This is a genomic window from Pseudoalteromonas espejiana DSM 9414 (assembly GCF_002221525.1).
In the GTDB taxonomy this organism is placed as follows: Bacteria; Pseudomonadota; Gammaproteobacteria; order Enterobacterales; family Alteromonadaceae; genus Pseudoalteromonas; species Pseudoalteromonas espejiana.
In genome coordinates, this window is sequence record NZ_CP011028.1 from 3447501 (window position 1) to 3461654 (window position 14154).

The window sequence follows — 14154 nt, forward strand, 5'->3', positions numbered from 1 at the left end:
ATTTGCTACACTGTCAGTCTTAGCCAGTGTGATTAAAGGTTCAATTACACGGCGTAACTCTTTCGCTTTAGGCAAAGTAGTTTTGATGATTTCATGTTTCACCAAAGAACCTGCCATATTGCTGAACATCGCTTTACGATGGCTACTGTTACGGTTTAATTGACGACCACTCTTACGATGGCGCATGACCCTATCCTTCTAACTAAACTAATATAGTGATTTAGATTATTCAGCTAGGCTTGCAGGCGGCCAATTTTCTAGGCGCATGCCTAGAGAAAGACCACGTGAAGCTAGCACGTCTTTTATTTCAGTTAGAGACTTCTTACCTAGATTAGGCGTTTTAAGAAGCTCAACTTCAGTGCGCTGAACTAAATCACCGATATATTGAATTTGCTCGGCTTTCAAACAGTTTGCTGAACGTACTGTTAGTTCAAGATCATCAACTGGACGAAGTAGAATAGGATCGAATTCTGGCTTCTCTTCTTTCTCTTCTGGCTCAGTTACATCACGTAAATCTACGAATGCATCTAATTGCTCAGCTAAGATAGTAGACGCACGGCGGATCGCTTCTTCAGGATCTAAAGTGCCGTTTGTTTCCATATCAATGATTAACTTGTCTAAGTCTGTACGTTGCTCAACACGGGCTGATTCAACCGAGTACGCAATACGTTCAACTGGGCTGAATGATGCATCAAGCAGCAATCGACCAATTGGACGCTCATCGTCATCAGAGGATAAACGACTAGATGCCGGCACATAACCACGACCACGTTCAACACGAATACGCATGCTGATCTCGCTGTTATCTGTCGTTAAATGACAAATAACGTGATCTGGATTAGCAATTGTTACATCGCCATCGTGCTGAATATCAGCCGCAGTCACAGGGCCTACACCAGATTTTGTCAGGGTCAGAAAAACTTCATCTTTGCCTTCTAACGTTACTGCTAGACCTTTAAGGTTTAGTAGTATTTCAATGATGTCTTCTTGTACGCCTTCTTTCGCGCTGTACTCATGCAATACACCGTCGATTTCAACTTCAGTTACTGCACATCCAGGCATAGATGATAACAGTATACGGCGTAAGGCATTACCCAGAGTATGACCGAAGCCACGCTCTAGTGGTTCTAAAACTACTTTAGAACGCGTTGGGTTGATAGCGTCGATATCGACTAACCTTGGTTTTAGAAATTCTGTAACAGAACCCTGCATTTTATCCTCTCTTAACTCTTAACTTTACTTAGAGTAAAGTTCGACGATTAGTTGTTCATTAATGTCCGCAGACAGATCTGAACGCTCAGGTAGACGCTTAAAGCTGCCTTCCAATTTCTTACCGTCAACTTCAACCCAAGTCGGCTTTTCACGTTGCTCAGCCAACTCTAGAGCAGCGATGATACGTGCTTGTGTTTTAGACTTCTCACGGATTACTACAGTATCTTCTGGAGCAATTACGTATGAAGGAATATTCACAACACGACCATTAACTAAAATCGCTTTGTGGCTTACTAACTGACGTGCTTCAGCGCGTGTGCTAGCAAAACCCATGCGATATACAACATTGTCTAAACGTTGCTCTAAAAGCTGTAACAAGTTTTCACCTGTATTACCTTTAAGGCGAGCAGCTTCTTTGTAGTAGTTACGGAATTGCTTTTCTAATACACCGTAGATACGACGTACTTTTTGCTTTTCACGTAATTGTAAACCGTAATCAGATAAGCGACCTTTACGAGCGCCGTGCTGACCAGGTGCAGTCTCAAGTTTACACTTAGAGTCGATAGCTCTTACGCCGCTCTTAAGGAACAGGTCAGTACCTTCACGACGACTCAGCTTGAGCTTAGGGCCCAAATATCTTGCCATGTTATTTCTCCTAACCTATTGTTAAACGCGACGTTTCTTCGGTGGACGACAACCATTGTGTGGTATAGGCGTCACGTCAGTAATGTTGGTGATACGGTAACCAGCAGCATTCAAAGCACGTACAGCAGATTCACGACCTGGACCTGGACCTTTAATGAAAACTTCTAGATTTTTTAAACCGTATTCTTGAGCAGCAGTACCTGCACGCTCTGCAGCAACCTGAGCAGCAAATGGTGTAGATTTACGTGAACCACGGAAACCTGAACCACCGGCAGTAGCCCATGATAGTGCATTACCTTGACGGTCGGTAATCGTTACAATAGTGTTGTTGAAAGACGCATGAACATGAGCCATACCATCAGCAACTTGCTTTTTAACCTTTTTACGACGAATTGGTGTCTTAGCCATAATACTATCCCCTTATCGCTTAATAGGCTTACGAGGACCCTTACGGGTACGCGCGTTAGTCTTTGTTCTTTGACCACGTAGTGGTAAAGAGCGACGGTGACGTAGGCCACGGAAACAACCAAGGTCCATAAGGCGCTTGATATTTAGAGTAACTTCACGACGAAGGTCACCTTCTACAGTGTACTTGCCAACTGCATCACGCAGTACGTCAAGTGTTTCGTCTGAAAGTTCACCGATTTTTGTGGTTTCGGCGATACCAGTCGCTTCTAAGATAGCCTTAGAGCGAGTCTTACCTATGCCATAAATAGCTGTTAAACCAATAACTGCATGTTTATGATCAGGGACGTTAATGCCAGCGATACGGGCCACTAACACATCTCCTATATTTGAATTTGGTAATCATAAGTTTGAAAAGCCCGTAAGGATACTCAAACGAAGACCAAATCACAACTAAAAACACAGGCCGAGAAATCTCAGCCTGCACGACTGTTTACTTAGCCTTGCCTTTGCTTATGCTTAGGCTCACTGCAAATTACGCGTACTACACCAGCACGTTTAATAACTTTACAGTTACGGCATATTTTCTTAACGGAAGCACGTACTTTCATTGCTCAACTCCGTAAACTGACCTTATCGACCGTAGCCTTTAAGGTTCGCTTTTTTCAGCACAGAATCATACTGATGAGACATCAGGTGAGTCTGTACTTGTGCCATAAAGTCCATGATTACTACAACGATAATCAAAATTGATGTACCGCCGAAATAGAATGGCGTTTGCCATGCCATAGTCATGAATTCGGGCACCAGACAGATAAAGGTTATATACAAAGCACCTGCCAATGTCAGGCGTGTCATCACTTTATCAATGTATTTAGATGTCTGCTCACCTGGACGAATACCTGGGATAAATGCGCCAGATTTCTTCAGGTTGTCTGCTGTTTCACGTGGGTTAAACACCAACGCTGTGTAGAAAAAGCAGAAGAAGATGATAGCTGCAGCTAGAACCATCGCATACAAAGGCTGACCTGGAGTCAACGTTGTTGCGATTGCTTGTAGCACATCAGCGACCGGACCTTCACCCTGGCCGAACCAGCTTGCAATTGTACCAGGGAACAGAATTATACTACTAGCGAAGATTGGTGGAATAACACCCGCCATGTTTACTTTTAGTGGTAAATGCGTGCTTTGAGCAGCAAATACTTGACGACCTTGTTGGCGTTTAGCGTAGTTAACAACGATACGACGTTGTCCACGTTCAAAAAACACTACAAGATAAGTAACAGCGAATACAATTACCGCAACCATCAACAGTACAAAAACATTCAAATCACCTTGGCGCGCCATTTCGGCTGTCGAACCAATAGCAGACGGCAGGTTAGCTACAATACCAACAAATATTAGAACTGAGATACCGTTACCGATACCACGTTCTGTTATTTGCTCGCCCAACCACATTAGGAACATAGTACCAGTTACTAAACTCACCACTGCGGTGAAATAGAAACCAAGACCTGGGTTAACAACTAACCCGTCCATCATGCCCGGTAAGCTTGTGGCAATACCGATTGATTGGATAGTAGCAAGCACAAGCGTGCCGTAGCGTGTGTACTGGCTAATTTTTTTACGCCCTTGCTCACCTTCTTTCTTAAGCTCTATAAACGGAGGATACATATGCGTTAATAGTTGCGTAATAATCGAAGCCGAGATGTACGGCATAATACCCAGTGCTAACACTGAAGCTCGCTCAAGCGCACCACCGCTAAACATGTTGAACATCTCAACAATGGTGCCCTTTTGTTGCTCGAAGAAATCGGCAAGTACAGCGGCGTCAATCCCAGGGATTGGCACAAATGAACCTAGACGGTAAATAATGATAGCACCTAAAACAAATAGTAATCGACGCTTCAATTCCGAAAGTCCACTTTGTGCACTTTGTGTATCTTGACCTGGTTTAGCCATTAGTACTTCCTTAGTCTTCTACCTTGCCTCCGGCAGCTTCAATAGCTTCGCGAGCACCTTTAGAAGCCTTAAGGCCTTTAACGGTAACAGCGCGTGAAACTTCGCCAGATTTAACAACTTTAACGAACAGAACGTTCTTTTTAACTAGACCAGCTGCTTGTAACGCGTTTAGGTCTACCACATCGCCTTCAACTTTAGCGATTTCAAAAAGGTTTATTTCTGCAGATACTAACGATTTGCGAGAAGTGAAACCAAATTTTGGTAGACGACGTTGCATAGGCATTTGACCGCCTTCAAAACCAACGCGTACTTTACCGCCAGAACGTGATTTTTGACCTTTGTGACCACGGCCACCAGTCTTACCAAGACCAGAACCGATACCACGACCAACACGTTTTGGAGCAGTTTTAGAACCTGCAGCAGGTGAAAGTGTATTCAAATGCATGAAATTAACCCTCTACCTTAACCATGTAAGAAACTCGGTTGATCATACCACGTACACATGCTGTGTCTTCTAACTCAACAGTGTGGTTGATACGACGTAAACCAAGACCGCGTAATGTAGCTTTATGTTTCGGTAAACGACCGATAGAGCTTTTTACTTGTGTTACTTTTACAGTTTGATTTGCCATGGTTACCCCAGAATTTCGTCTACGCGCAGACCACGTTTAGCAGCGATTGACTCTGGAGAATTCATGTTCTCTAGAGCTTGAATCGTTGCACGTACTACGTTGATCGGGTTGGTAGAACCGTAACATTTAGAAAGTACGTTCTGCACACCAGTAACTTCTAGTACTGCACGCATAGCACCACCTGCGATGATACCAGTACCTTCAGATGCTGGTTTCATGAACACTTGTGAGCCAGCATGACGTCCTTTAACAGGATGCTGTAATGTGTTGCCATTTAGGTCTACATTGATCATGTTGCGACGTGCTTTTTCCATTGCTTTTTGAATAGCAGCTGGAACTTCACGTGCTTTACCATAACCAAAACCTACTTTACCTGCGCCATCACCAACTACAGTTAGTGCAGTGAAGCTAAAGATACGACCACCTTTAACTACTTTAGACACACGGTTTACCGCGATTAGCTTTTCAGCTAAATCAGGCTGTTGTTGCTTTGCTTCTACGTTAGCCATTGTCTACTCCTAGAATTGCAAACCGGCTTCACGCGCAGCATCAGCTAGCGCCTTCACACGGCCGTGATATTTAAAGCCACTGCGATCAAAAGCAATCTTTTCGATGCCTTTGTCAGCCGCACGTTCTGCAACCGCTTTACCAACTGCTTGTGCAGCTGAAACGTTGCCTGTGCCTTTAACTGTTTCGCTAATAGCTTTCTCAACAGTAGAAGCAGCAGCCAGTACAGTACCCTCAGCATTAACTACTTGAGCGTAAATGTGACGTGGCGTGCGGTGGATAACAAGACGCGTTGTGCCTTGTTCAATATAATTTCTACGAGTGCGTTTAGCACGACGTAGACGAGCTGTTTTTTTATCCATCGTCTTACCTTACTTCTTCTTAGCCTCTTTACGGCGTACATTCTCATCTGAATAACGAACACCTTTACCTTTATAAGGCTCAGGTTTACGGTATGCACGAATGTTAGCAGCTGTTTGACCAACTAACTGCTTATCTACGCCCTTAACTAGAACTTCTGTTTGGCTTGGAGTTTCAATCGTAATTCCCTCAGGAACTTCGAAATTAACTGGGTGCGAGAAACCAAGTGTTAAGTCTAAAACTTTACCCTTAGCTGCAGCACGGTAACCAACACCTACTAACTGAAGTTTCTTCTCGTAACCTTCATGCGTACCAACAACCATGTTGTTGATTAGAGCGCGAGCAGTACCTGCTTGAGCCCATGCATTAGCTACGCCTTCACGAGGTAAAGTTGTAATAACGTTGTCATTAAGTTGTACTTCAACTGCATCGTTGATAGTACGCGTTAATTCACCGTTTTTGCCTTTAACTGTGATGTCCTGGCCTTTTAATGTAACTTCTACACCGGCAGGAACATTGATTGGTGCCTTTGCTATGCGAGACATAGTTCCCCTCCGATTAAGCTACAAAGCCAATGATTTCACCACCAACACCAGCACTACGTGCTGCGCGGTCTGTCATTAGGCCTTTAGAAGTTGATACGATAGCGATACCAAGACCACCCATTACCTTCGGTAATTCGTCACGTTTCTTATAGATACGTAGACCAGGGCGGCTAACACGCTGGATATTTTCAATTACAGCTTTGCCTTCGAAGTATTTCAACTCGATAGAAAGCTCAGGTTTCGCTTCGCTGTTTACAGCGAAATCTGCGATGTAACCTTCGTCTTTTAATACTTTAGCTACTGCTACTTTCAGCTTTGAAGTTGGCATCGTTACAGATACTTTCTTCGCTGATTGACCGTTACGGATACGTGTAAACAAATCCGCGATAGGATCTTGCAAGCTCATAGTCTTACTCCCGTGATACTATTACCAGCTAGCCTTTTTAAGGCCAGGAATTTCACCGCGCATAGCTGCTTCGCGAACTTTAATACGGCTCATGCCGAATTTGCGAAGGAAACCATGTGGGCGGCCCGTAATGTTACAACGATTACGTTGACGTGCAGGGCTAGAATCACGTGGTAAAGCTTGAAGCTTAAGTACCGCGTCCCAACGTTCATCTTCAGATGCGTTAACATCGCTGATGATAGCTTTTAGTGCTGCACGCTTTTCAGCGTACTGAGCAACTAGTTTAGTGCGCTTTGCTTCGCGCGCTTTCATAGAATTCTTTGCCATAACCCTACCCTTATTTCTTGAATGGGAAGTTAAACGCTTCTAACAACGCACGGCCTTCCTCATCAGATTTCGCAGAAGTTGTGATTGTGATATCCATACCGCGTACACGGTCTACTTTATCGTAATCAATTTCTGGGAAGATGATTTGTTCACGTACGCCCATGCTGTAGTTACCACGTCCATCAAAAGACTTAGCACTCACACCACGGAAGTCACGGATACGTGGGATAGCGATTGATACCAAACGCTCAAAAAAGTCCCACATACGCTCGCCGCGTAAGGTTACTTTACAGCCAATTGGGTAGCCTTCACGCACTTTAAAGCCAGCAACAGATTTGCGTGCTTTAGTGATTAAAGGTTTCTGACCAGAGATAGCTTCTAGATCCGCAACAGCGTTATCTAAAATCTTCTTGTCAGCTAGGGCTTCGCCCACGCCCATATTTAATGTGATCTTTTCGATCTGAGGGACTTGCATGACAGAGCTGAAACCAAACTTCTCTTGAAGCTCAGCAACTACTTTGTCTTTATATACTTCATGCAGTTTCGCCATCATTCTACTCCAACTATTAGATAGTTTTACCAGTAGATTTAAAGATACGTAATTTCTTACCATCTTCAATCTTGAAACCTACACGATCTGCTTTACTCGTTTCCGAGTTGAAGATCGCAACGTTTGATACGTCGATAGACGCTTCTTTCTCAACAATGCCGCCAGCTTGGTTCAATTGTGGAACCGGCTTTTGGTGTTTCTTGATTAAGTTAATGCCTTCGACAAATACTCGACCAGACTCGGTAACAACTGAAAGCACTTTGCCGCGCTTACCTTTGTCTTTACCTGCTAGTACGATTACTTCGTCATCACGACGGATTTTTGCTGCCATGATAGACTCCTTACAGTACTTCTGGGGCTAGTGAAACAATTTTCATGAACTTATCATTACGAAGTTCACGAGTCACAGGGCCGAAGATACGAGTACCAATTGGCTGCAAGTTATCATTTAAGATAACAGCCGCATTGCTATCGAAACGGATCAAAGAACCGTCTGGACGACGAACGCCTTTTTTGGTACGCACAACTACCGCGTTTTTAACATCACCTTTCTTCACTTGACCGCGAGGAATAGCTTCTTTTACAGAAACTTTAATGATATCGCCAACAGCCGCATAGCGACGGTGTGAACCACCAAGGACTTTTATACACTGCACTTTGCGAGCGCCGCTGTTATCAGCAACTTCCAGCTGAGTTTGCATTTGGATCATGTTAATGACCTCCGGTGTAGTAATTACAACTTGCCTTAAATTTGTTTAAAATCAAGGCACTTCGATTGATTCCCACTCAAAAAACAACAGAGTTGTCTCTTAAGGGCGGGCAATTGTACCAGCATTGGCTAGGGAGTGGTAGGTTATTTTTTAATTAATTTAAGAGAAGGGCAGATTAAAACTGAGTAAAAACCGCTATGTAGCTATTTTACAAGTGGTTATAAAACAAACAAGGCTCAATTAGCGCCCTGTTTATTTTTTTCTGGCGTAAATGGCTTTAGCCAAATAGTCCTTTTAGTTTATCTTTTACTTTGTCTTTGGCTTTCTCTTTTGCCTTTTCTTTGGCGTCATCGAGTTTTTGCTTGGCTTCATCTTTAAGTGCATTGCTAACATCGAGCTTAAAGCCAACGTCATGGAATGGGCCTTTTATTCGCAGTGGGATTTTAAAGCCCGTGCTATCATCTGTGGTACCTTGCCCTTCAATTGAGTCAACTATCCCCGTCACTAAACGATAATCAACCTTCGTTTGCGGCAAATCTACATCACCTTCTCCAGAGATACGTATTAACGGACTAATAAGTGAAAGGTCTGTATTGTTGCCTACACCATTGGTGAAGTTAAAGCTCCCTGTAAGCGCTGAAAAGTCTGTTTGCTCTGATTCTTCAAAGCCAGTATCTAATCCCTCACTTACTGCACCAAAGTTACCGGTAATAAGCTCTTTACCTTTACGAACCATTTCAGCTACGTTTGCGCCTTTTACGGCTCCATCTGCAAACTCAAATGCCAATTTGCCATTTAACGCATCGATAAATGTCTTTTGACTTTGCCCTGTAGTGGTTAGATTCCAATTTAATGACCCCTTACCCATTAGTTTATCGAAGCCTGCCGCATCAGTTAATAATGGCTGTGCGTCTATACCTGACAAATCAAAGTTAGTGGTTATTTTATAAGGTGTGTTTTGGGCGTTAATGTTAATAACCCCTTTACCAGTACCTTCATACGCTGAGAAACTATCAAGACTCAATTTCGCAACACTATTTTTAAGCGCGACAGTAAACTGATTTGCACCTAGCTCAATATCATTCGCTTTTAAACCGCTTGATCGAATAACTACATTGGCATCTAGTGTATTTAACGCACTTAAATCAATTTTTGTGTCATCCCAAACAATAGGCTGGGCTTCACTAGGTTCTTCACTCTGTGGCTCTTCCTGCTTCGCTACTGTCTCTGGTAAGTATGGATTTAAATCGAGCATACCTAAGTCAATATCGGCGTTTACGGCTAAGCGGTTACCTAGGTTAAGCTCACTTTTACCTTTTATCTCTAGCTCATCTAACGTAGCAATTAACTCATCAAAATTAAATTTTTCACCCGCTAGGTGCATTTTACCGTTAACACTAAAGGCATTAAACGCGTTTTGTTTAGCGTTTAAGTCTACGCCCTGCCAAGCTGCAAGCTCTTTGACCGAGTCACCGCTGAGTGCCAACTCACCCTTTATATCTTTTCCTTGCTGGGCAATACTGCCCTTAAAGGTAAGATCAACTAAGCGAGAGTCAAGGCTTTGCGTAACATCAAATGTTGCGCCTTCTATCGCTTTTGCAGGTGTATCTAGTGTTATATCAAGCTCAAAACGCTCCTGCATATAAGTAATACCACCCTTTACTTCTAATGTTTTACGAAGTGAAGGAAGTAAAATAGCCAGCTCTAAATCGCTAATTTGCTGCTTAGCGCCTGTTTGCCCATCTAGGTAAGTAAACGTACCGCCATAAATAGCGACCTCACCTAGCTCTATATCAAAGTTCTCTGGTAGTTTAACAGCCTCACCTGATTGAGTTTGCTCTGTGGGCTGCTCTGCTACAGCATCAAATAATTGCCAATTAGCTTTACCGTTTTTATCGGTTTCTAATAAAATGTTGGGTTCATTAATTACAAATTTATCAAGCTTAAACTCACCACCAAATAACGACATCCAAGGTATATGAACTGCTAGCTGCTGCATACTTGCCATGTCATCTCGCGAACCAGACTTCATGTTTGCAAAGTGCACGTCGTTAAGTTCTAACTTTAACGCAGGAAATACGCTAAGCGTTTTATCGCCATTTATAGTGAGCGTGCGGCCAGTTGTGCTTTCAACCTGCTGCGAAACTTTGTTAAAAATGGTATCAGTAGGAATTAAAAATGGCGCGGCAACAATTAATGCAATACAAAGTAGGAGTATTACACCAACAATTTTAAGTAAGGTCTTCATGATCATCCTTTCAAACGTGCAAATAATGTTCTTATCATAGCGAGTGTTAGCTTTAAAATCATTGTAGTTACAATAAAAAAGCTGTTTATTGTAATTTATTTAATTTGAAATGAATTTATGCTTAAAAGTAAACTTGGCGAAATTGGTGACTGAAAGTAAAGCTCATCAAGTTTAAATCTAGCCAAGTATTGAACCATACAACGTTGCATCCCTTGAATTGTTAGGTATGATGCACGGCCCTGTTGCTATTGGCGTATTTGCGCTAAAATAAAGCAGCTAAAAAATGTATCTACTCGGAGACTCTACAAGGCATGAAAAAACTGCTAATTTCACCGTCAAAAATGGCGCTAGGCGAACAAGAAAGTCAAATTTACCAAAATATTTTGAAGCAAGCTTCAGAACTAAGCCTAAACCTAATGGCCGTGAAAGTAGAAAACCACCCAGAGGACTTTTTAGGTTGGTGTTACGAGCTACTCAGCGCAAGTAAAGACCGTATAAATTACGACTTATTAGAGCCACAGCAATTACCAGTGCTAAAAAAGCTACATGATCAACTCATATCTGCAATTAGCTTTTTACAGCTTAAAACGCTACGAGTAGCCCCTTGGCCTGTAATTAGTATGTTTGTAGAGCAACACAAAGATATAATTGCATTAGAAGAGCAACTACGCCTTACTACGTATGTGCAAAATATTCGTAAGCAAGCGTTAAAAGATATGATCCCTGAGGACTTGTTGGCATTTAGTGGTAAACATACTGCCACGCTTGACCCAAGTACGTATAACTTCGACGTTGAGTGGTTTGCATCAACTAAAAGCGCTAAAGGTTTTCATCAAATGTTAGCCGACTTACCTGGTGCGTTTGACGATGCACTTGCCAACATCCCACTTGAAGGTGATGTAAGCCAAGGTGATTACCAACAATTTGTTGTTACTTATTTACTTGCCTTTAACGGCAGTGATGAAAAACCAACACTTGCCCCTGCTACACGTTTATTAGCAATGCGCCGCCCTGATGTATTTACACCTATTAGTAATAGCCGCCTTGATGCATTATGCGCAGCATTAGGTATTACAAAGTTAAATAATCGCGACTTTGAACGTTACTGGCAAGATGTGGTACAAAGCATTCATGCCATGTCGTGGTTTAAAATGGCAACCGGCAGCAATGAGCTAGAAGCGCAGCTTGTTAATATAAAAGCGTTGCTACCGTGCTTTTTTTATTACGCAGATAAAAACACAGCCGATAACTCAAATTATATTAAGCTTTTAAATAAACCGAAGCGCAGCACAACAAGTGCCGGAAAACCGCAGCGTAGAGGTAAAGAGTCAGCCGAAATACTTGTAGACCGCGCACTTGCAGCCGATGACATACCAGAGCACATTCGCAGTAAACGAGACTCTATTATTAGCGAAGTACAAAAAGGTCGCGGCGTAAACGAAACAATTAGTCTTATGCGCACTATATTTGGCTAAACATACCTAACCTAACTGTATTTTTCTGGTGCAGTTAGGTTAAATTATGCACCAGCAGCGTGCGTTTTTTAATTAACCACAACAACCCTCTTCCCTCCTAAAAACTCTCAACACATTGTTTTATAAAAGTAAAAAACTAGTTTTATACAAATCATTTTAAGCTGGCACATACAGTGCAATTGCATTCCCTGTTAAACAATAAAACACCGCCAGTCAAAGGGTTGCCAATAAGAGAATAAAAACCTAGGCGATAAAAATCATATAACGGGAAATGGACATGCTAAGACTAAAAAAAACCATCGCAATTAGCGCAATTGCATTAATGGGTGCTACATCTTTAACATCAACAGCCGTACATGCAGAAGTAACAGCAAACGCAGCGGCTACGTCTAACTACTTATGGCGTGGTCAAGAGCAAACTGGGGGCGATGCTGCTATTTCTGGCGGTATTGATTACGCTGATGAGTCAGGCTTTTATGTAGGTACATGGGCATCAAATGCTTCATGGGCCGACGAGATGACTTACGAGCTTGATGTTTACGCTGGCTTTGGTGGCGATATCAACGACACTTTTAGTTACGATGTAGGCTACATTTATTACGCTTACCCAGATGCAGCTTCTGAAGCTGATGCTGATTTTTCTGAGATTTACGGTAGCATTAGCGCCGAAGGTTTTACCTTTGGTGCAGCATTACTTGCTACTTCAGCGGCTGATGGCGATGGCACCGACTTTGGTGACTCATTATACCTAAATGCTGATTACAGCTTTGCTGTTGGCAGCAATGGTACTGAAGTTGCCCTGCACTTAGGTCACTATTCTGGCGACTTTATTGGTGACGATAACATTATTGATTACGGTATTTCTGTATCAAAAGATGGTTTTACTTTTGGCGTGTCTGACACCGACATGGATGAGTCAGATGTTAAAGTTTACGTAGGTTATGCGGTAGACTTTACGCTTTAAAACAGAATGTGTTACTTGCTGCAACACTAAGGGCCTTTTGGCCCTTTTCTCGTTTTTAGGGCAGCCTAAATACTCATAACGCCCTCTAAAGTTAGCAGCTAATACGCTCTATCATACGCCTCAGTTAATCAATCACGACCTCCTTGCTGTTAAATCATTTACCTATAATGCCAACTCGCTTAATTGACTAAACTATTTTTAGGCAAGAGAAACGTGGCGAAACCTAGCCGAAGTTCGCTATTTAATTGTTCTAAACAGAGGCTTTAACGCAGCCAGCTACTACGTTTAGACCTGAAGTGATTAAGTATTATTGAGGGTTAGAGTTATACACATTAGCTAAAACAAAAAAGGCCGCACTAAATGCGGCCCTTAAGTTAGTCGCTAATCATTAAAACTTAGCTAGATTGTTTTTACTGTCTTTATCTACAAGCTTAATGAACGGGTCTACCCCTGCGTACACGGGCTTTTCTTTTACTTTTAGCTCAATAGTATTAGTACCAGACACTATTTGATGCTTTTGCGAGTAAATAACAAAGTCTTCAGCGAGTAGGTTTTCAGGGTCATCGCTAAATAATGCAATATCAATTAGCTGATCGAGCGGCTGCTCGGTTTCTTCACCTTGTCCATCGGCATGCTGCTTAGTTGCTTCAACGCTCAGTGTTACTGTGTAAAAGCCTTCGCTATCAACATCATCTGTAACCGACACTTCTTTCATTTCAAGCTCATAAAGCGTTATATATTTAAACTGATCGTCAATAAAACGCTGTTCAGCTTGTGTTGCATCTCGCTTTAAATAACTAAGTAAATCAAGTGTGGTTGGGTATGGCGTTGATTGGTATTTAAACTCATTCAAAAACGCTTTAAGTGCGGCATTTAAGCGCTCTTCACCTAATCGGTCATACAAAGCCATCATCACAACCGAGCCTTTATTGTAATGAAGATATTGTTGAGACTGCGTTTTATACAGCGGCATTTCTTCAAAGGCTTCGCCAGTACGGCCCATTAAGTATCTATCTAACTCGTACTTTAAGAATTTACGAAGCTTCTCGGCGCCAAAGCGTTTTTTTAGCACCATAAGTGCGCTGTATTGGGAAAGCGATTCAGAAATAACCGCACTACCTTCTACATTAGCCCCCGATACTTGATTCACCCACATTTGTAACAATAAATAAACACGCTAGGTAATAATACTTGCCTCGCATTTAT

At 42.3% G+C, this 14154-nt stretch carries 20 protein-coding genes and 1 pseudogene (1 of these 21 cut by a window edge); 2 read left to right on the forward strand and 19 right to left on the reverse strand.

Annotation, left to right across the window (positions count from 1 at the left end; all coding sequences use genetic code 11):
• The 18 genes from rplQ to PESP_RS15710 form a co-directional block, all read right to left on the reverse strand.
• A protein-coding gene (gene rplQ / locus PESP_RS15625; protein WP_004589197.1) for a 50S ribosomal protein L17 crosses the window boundary here: on the reverse strand, positions 1 to 186 show its 5' portion. Its footprint begins 216 nt before the window's first position; only the first 186 of its 402 coding nucleotides appear in the window; its start codon is at positions 184 to 186; its stop codon lies beyond the left edge, outside the window.
• A gap of 39 nt (positions 187 to 225) precedes the next feature.
• The gene (locus PESP_RS15630; RefSeq protein ID WP_089348850.1) at positions 226 to 1212 is read right to left on the reverse strand and encodes a DNA-directed RNA polymerase subunit alpha; all 987 of its coding nucleotides are present in this window, start codon (positions 1210 to 1212) and stop codon (positions 226 to 228) included.
• 24 nt (positions 1213 to 1236) lie between these two features.
• Complete coding sequence (rpsD, locus tag PESP_RS15635; RefSeq protein ID WP_004589199.1) at positions 1237 to 1857, reverse strand: 30S ribosomal protein S4; 621 nt, start codon at positions 1855 to 1857, stop codon at positions 1237 to 1239.
• 21 nt (positions 1858 to 1878) lie between these two features.
• Positions 1879 to 2265: a 30S ribosomal protein S11 gene (gene rpsK, locus PESP_RS15640; RefSeq protein WP_002959471.1), complete on the reverse strand. Its 387-nt coding sequence runs from the start codon at positions 2263 to 2265 to the stop codon at positions 1879 to 1881.
• Positions 2266 to 2277: 12 nt separating this feature from the next.
• A complete protein-coding gene (gene rpsM / locus PESP_RS15645) occupies positions 2278 to 2634 on the reverse strand; it encodes a 30S ribosomal protein S13 (RefSeq protein ID WP_004589200.1) in 357 nt (118 codons plus the stop codon).
• A 125-nt stretch (positions 2635 to 2759) separates the two neighbouring features.
• Positions 2760 to 2873 (reverse strand): 50S ribosomal protein L36, encoded by a 114-nt coding sequence (rpmJ, locus tag PESP_RS15650; protein ID WP_002959476.1) that lies wholly within the window; start codon positions 2871 to 2873, stop codon positions 2760 to 2762.
• Between the two features lie 22 nt (positions 2874 to 2895).
• Positions 2896 to 4224 carry a preprotein translocase subunit SecY gene (secY, locus tag PESP_RS15655; protein ID WP_089348851.1) on the reverse strand — a complete coding sequence of 443 codons (1329 nt, stop codon included), beginning with the start codon at positions 4222 to 4224 and terminating at the stop codon, positions 2896 to 2898.
• A 10-nt stretch (positions 4225 to 4234) separates the two neighbouring features.
• Entirely contained in the window at positions 4235 to 4669 is a 435-nt protein-coding gene (gene rplO / locus PESP_RS15660; RefSeq protein WP_089348852.1) for a 50S ribosomal protein L15, read from the reverse strand.
• Between the two features lie 4 nt (positions 4670 to 4673).
• Entirely contained in the window at positions 4674 to 4856 is a 183-nt protein-coding gene (gene rpmD / locus PESP_RS15665) for a 50S ribosomal protein L30 (RefSeq protein ID WP_089348853.1), read from the reverse strand.
• Positions 4857 to 4858: 2 nt separating this feature from the next.
• On the reverse strand, positions 4859 to 5365 hold the full coding sequence (gene rpsE / locus PESP_RS15670) for a 30S ribosomal protein S5 (RefSeq protein WP_004589204.1): 507 nt from the start codon (positions 5363 to 5365) through the stop codon (positions 4859 to 4861).
• 9 nt (positions 5366 to 5374) lie between these two features.
• Positions 5375 to 5725 carry a 50S ribosomal protein L18 gene (gene rplR, locus PESP_RS15675; protein ID WP_004589205.1) on the reverse strand — a complete coding sequence of 117 codons (351 nt, stop codon included), beginning with the start codon at positions 5723 to 5725 and terminating at the stop codon, positions 5375 to 5377.
• Between the two features lie 9 nt (positions 5726 to 5734).
• Complete coding sequence (gene rplF, locus PESP_RS15680; protein ID WP_089348854.1) at positions 5735 to 6268, reverse strand: 50S ribosomal protein L6; 534 nt, start codon at positions 6266 to 6268, stop codon at positions 5735 to 5737.
• A gap of 13 nt (positions 6269 to 6281) precedes the next feature.
• On the reverse strand, positions 6282 to 6674 hold the full coding sequence (rpsH, locus tag PESP_RS15685; protein ID WP_004589207.1) for a 30S ribosomal protein S8: 393 nt from the start codon (positions 6672 to 6674) through the stop codon (positions 6282 to 6284).
• A gap of 21 nt (positions 6675 to 6695) precedes the next feature.
• Positions 6696 to 7001: a 30S ribosomal protein S14 gene (rpsN, locus tag PESP_RS15690; protein ID WP_089348855.1), complete on the reverse strand. Its 306-nt coding sequence runs from the start codon at positions 6999 to 7001 to the stop codon at positions 6696 to 6698.
• A 10-nt stretch (positions 7002 to 7011) separates the two neighbouring features.
• Complete coding sequence (gene rplE, locus PESP_RS15695) at positions 7012 to 7551, reverse strand: 50S ribosomal protein L5 (RefSeq protein ID WP_010392500.1); 540 nt, start codon at positions 7549 to 7551, stop codon at positions 7012 to 7014.
• Between the two features lie 16 nt (positions 7552 to 7567).
• Positions 7568 to 7882, reverse strand: coding sequence for a 50S ribosomal protein L24 (gene rplX / locus PESP_RS15700; RefSeq protein WP_087532491.1), 315 nt, complete (start codon positions 7880 to 7882; stop codon positions 7568 to 7570).
• 10 nt (positions 7883 to 7892) lie between these two features.
• Positions 7893 to 8261, reverse strand: a complete 369-nt coding sequence (gene rplN / locus PESP_RS15705; protein ID WP_089348856.1) for a 50S ribosomal protein L14 — start codon at positions 8259 to 8261, stop codon at positions 7893 to 7895.
• A 277-nt stretch (positions 8262 to 8538) separates the two neighbouring features.
• A complete protein-coding gene (locus PESP_RS15710) occupies positions 8539 to 10509 on the reverse strand; it encodes an AsmA family protein (RefSeq protein WP_089348857.1) in 1971 nt (656 codons plus the stop codon).
• 311 nt (positions 10510 to 10820) lie between these two features.
• On the opposite strand from PESP_RS15710, the gene PESP_RS15715 reads away from it, so the two are divergent.
• Positions 10821 to 11984, forward strand: a complete 1164-nt coding sequence (locus PESP_RS15715) for a hypothetical protein (protein WP_089348858.1) — start codon at positions 10821 to 10823, stop codon at positions 11982 to 11984.
• A gap of 277 nt (positions 11985 to 12261) precedes the next feature.
• A complete protein-coding gene (locus PESP_RS15720) occupies positions 12262 to 12948 on the forward strand; it encodes a TorF family putative porin (protein ID WP_089348859.1) in 687 nt (228 codons plus the stop codon).
• Positions 12949 to 13336: 388 nt separating this feature from the next.
• Here the strand turns inward: PESP_RS15720 and PESP_RS15725 are convergent.
• Positions 13337 to 14107, reverse strand: a pseudogene (locus PESP_RS15725) (hypothetical protein); the annotation flags it as partial.
• Positions 14108 to 14154: the final 47 nt, after the last annotated feature.

What these genes read in the sequence shown, in the direction of transcription:
- PESP_RS15630 (WP_089348850.1), bottom strand. Translation starts at nt 1,212, where the DNA reads ATGCAGGGTTCTGTTACAGAATTTCTAAAACCAAGGTTAGTCGATATC.
- rpsD (WP_004589199.1), bottom strand. Translation starts at nt 1,857, where the DNA reads ATGGCAAGATATTTGGGCCCTAAGCTCAAGCTGAGTCGTCGTGAAGGT.
- rpsK (WP_002959471.1), bottom strand. Translation starts at nt 2,265, where the DNA reads ATGGCTAAGACACCAATTCGTCGTAAAAAGGTTAAAAAGCAAGTTGCT.
- rpmJ (WP_002959476.1), bottom strand. Translation starts at nt 2,873, where the DNA reads ATGAAAGTACGTGCTTCCGTTAAGAAAATATGCCGTAACTGTAAAGTT.
- secY (WP_089348851.1), bottom strand. Translation starts at nt 4,224, where the DNA reads ATGGCTAAACCAGGTCAAGATACACAAAGTGCACAAAGTGGACTTTCG.
- rplO (WP_089348852.1), bottom strand. Translation starts at nt 4,669, where the DNA reads ATGCATTTGAATACACTTTCACCTGCTGCAGGTTCTAAAACTGCTCCA.
- rpmD (WP_089348853.1), bottom strand. Translation starts at nt 4,856, where the DNA reads ATGGCAAATCAAACTGTAAAAGTAACACAAGTAAAAAGCTCTATCGGT.
- rpsE (WP_004589204.1), bottom strand. Translation starts at nt 5,365, where the DNA reads ATGGCTAACGTAGAAGCAAAGCAACAACAGCCTGATTTAGCTGAAAAG.
- rplR (WP_004589205.1), bottom strand. Translation starts at nt 5,725, where the DNA reads ATGGATAAAAAAACAGCTCGTCTACGTCGTGCTAAACGCACTCGTAGA.
- rplF (WP_089348854.1), bottom strand. Translation starts at nt 6,268, where the DNA reads ATGTCTCGCATAGCAAAGGCACCAATCAATGTTCCTGCCGGTGTAGAA.
- rpsH (WP_004589207.1), bottom strand. Translation starts at nt 6,674, where the DNA reads ATGAGCTTGCAAGATCCTATCGCGGATTTGTTTACACGTATCCGTAAC.
- rpsN (WP_089348855.1), bottom strand. Translation starts at nt 7,001, where the DNA reads ATGGCAAAGAATTCTATGAAAGCGCGCGAAGCAAAGCGCACTAAACTA.
- rplE (WP_010392500.1), bottom strand. Translation starts at nt 7,551, where the DNA reads ATGGCGAAACTGCATGAAGTATATAAAGACAAAGTAGTTGCTGAGCTT.
- rplX (WP_087532491.1), bottom strand. Translation starts at nt 7,882, where the DNA reads ATGGCAGCAAAAATCCGTCGTGATGACGAAGTAATCGTACTAGCAGGT.
- rplN (WP_089348856.1), bottom strand. Translation starts at nt 8,261, where the DNA reads ATGATCCAAATGCAAACTCAGCTGGAAGTTGCTGATAACAGCGGCGCT.
- PESP_RS15710 (WP_089348857.1), bottom strand. Translation starts at nt 10,509, where the DNA reads ATGAAGACCTTACTTAAAATTGTTGGTGTAATACTCCTACTTTGTATT.
- PESP_RS15715 (WP_089348858.1), top strand. Translation starts at nt 10,821, where the DNA reads ATGAAAAAACTGCTAATTTCACCGTCAAAAATGGCGCTAGGCGAACAA.
- PESP_RS15720 (WP_089348859.1), top strand. Translation starts at nt 12,262, where the DNA reads ATGCTAAGACTAAAAAAAACCATCGCAATTAGCGCAATTGCATTAATG.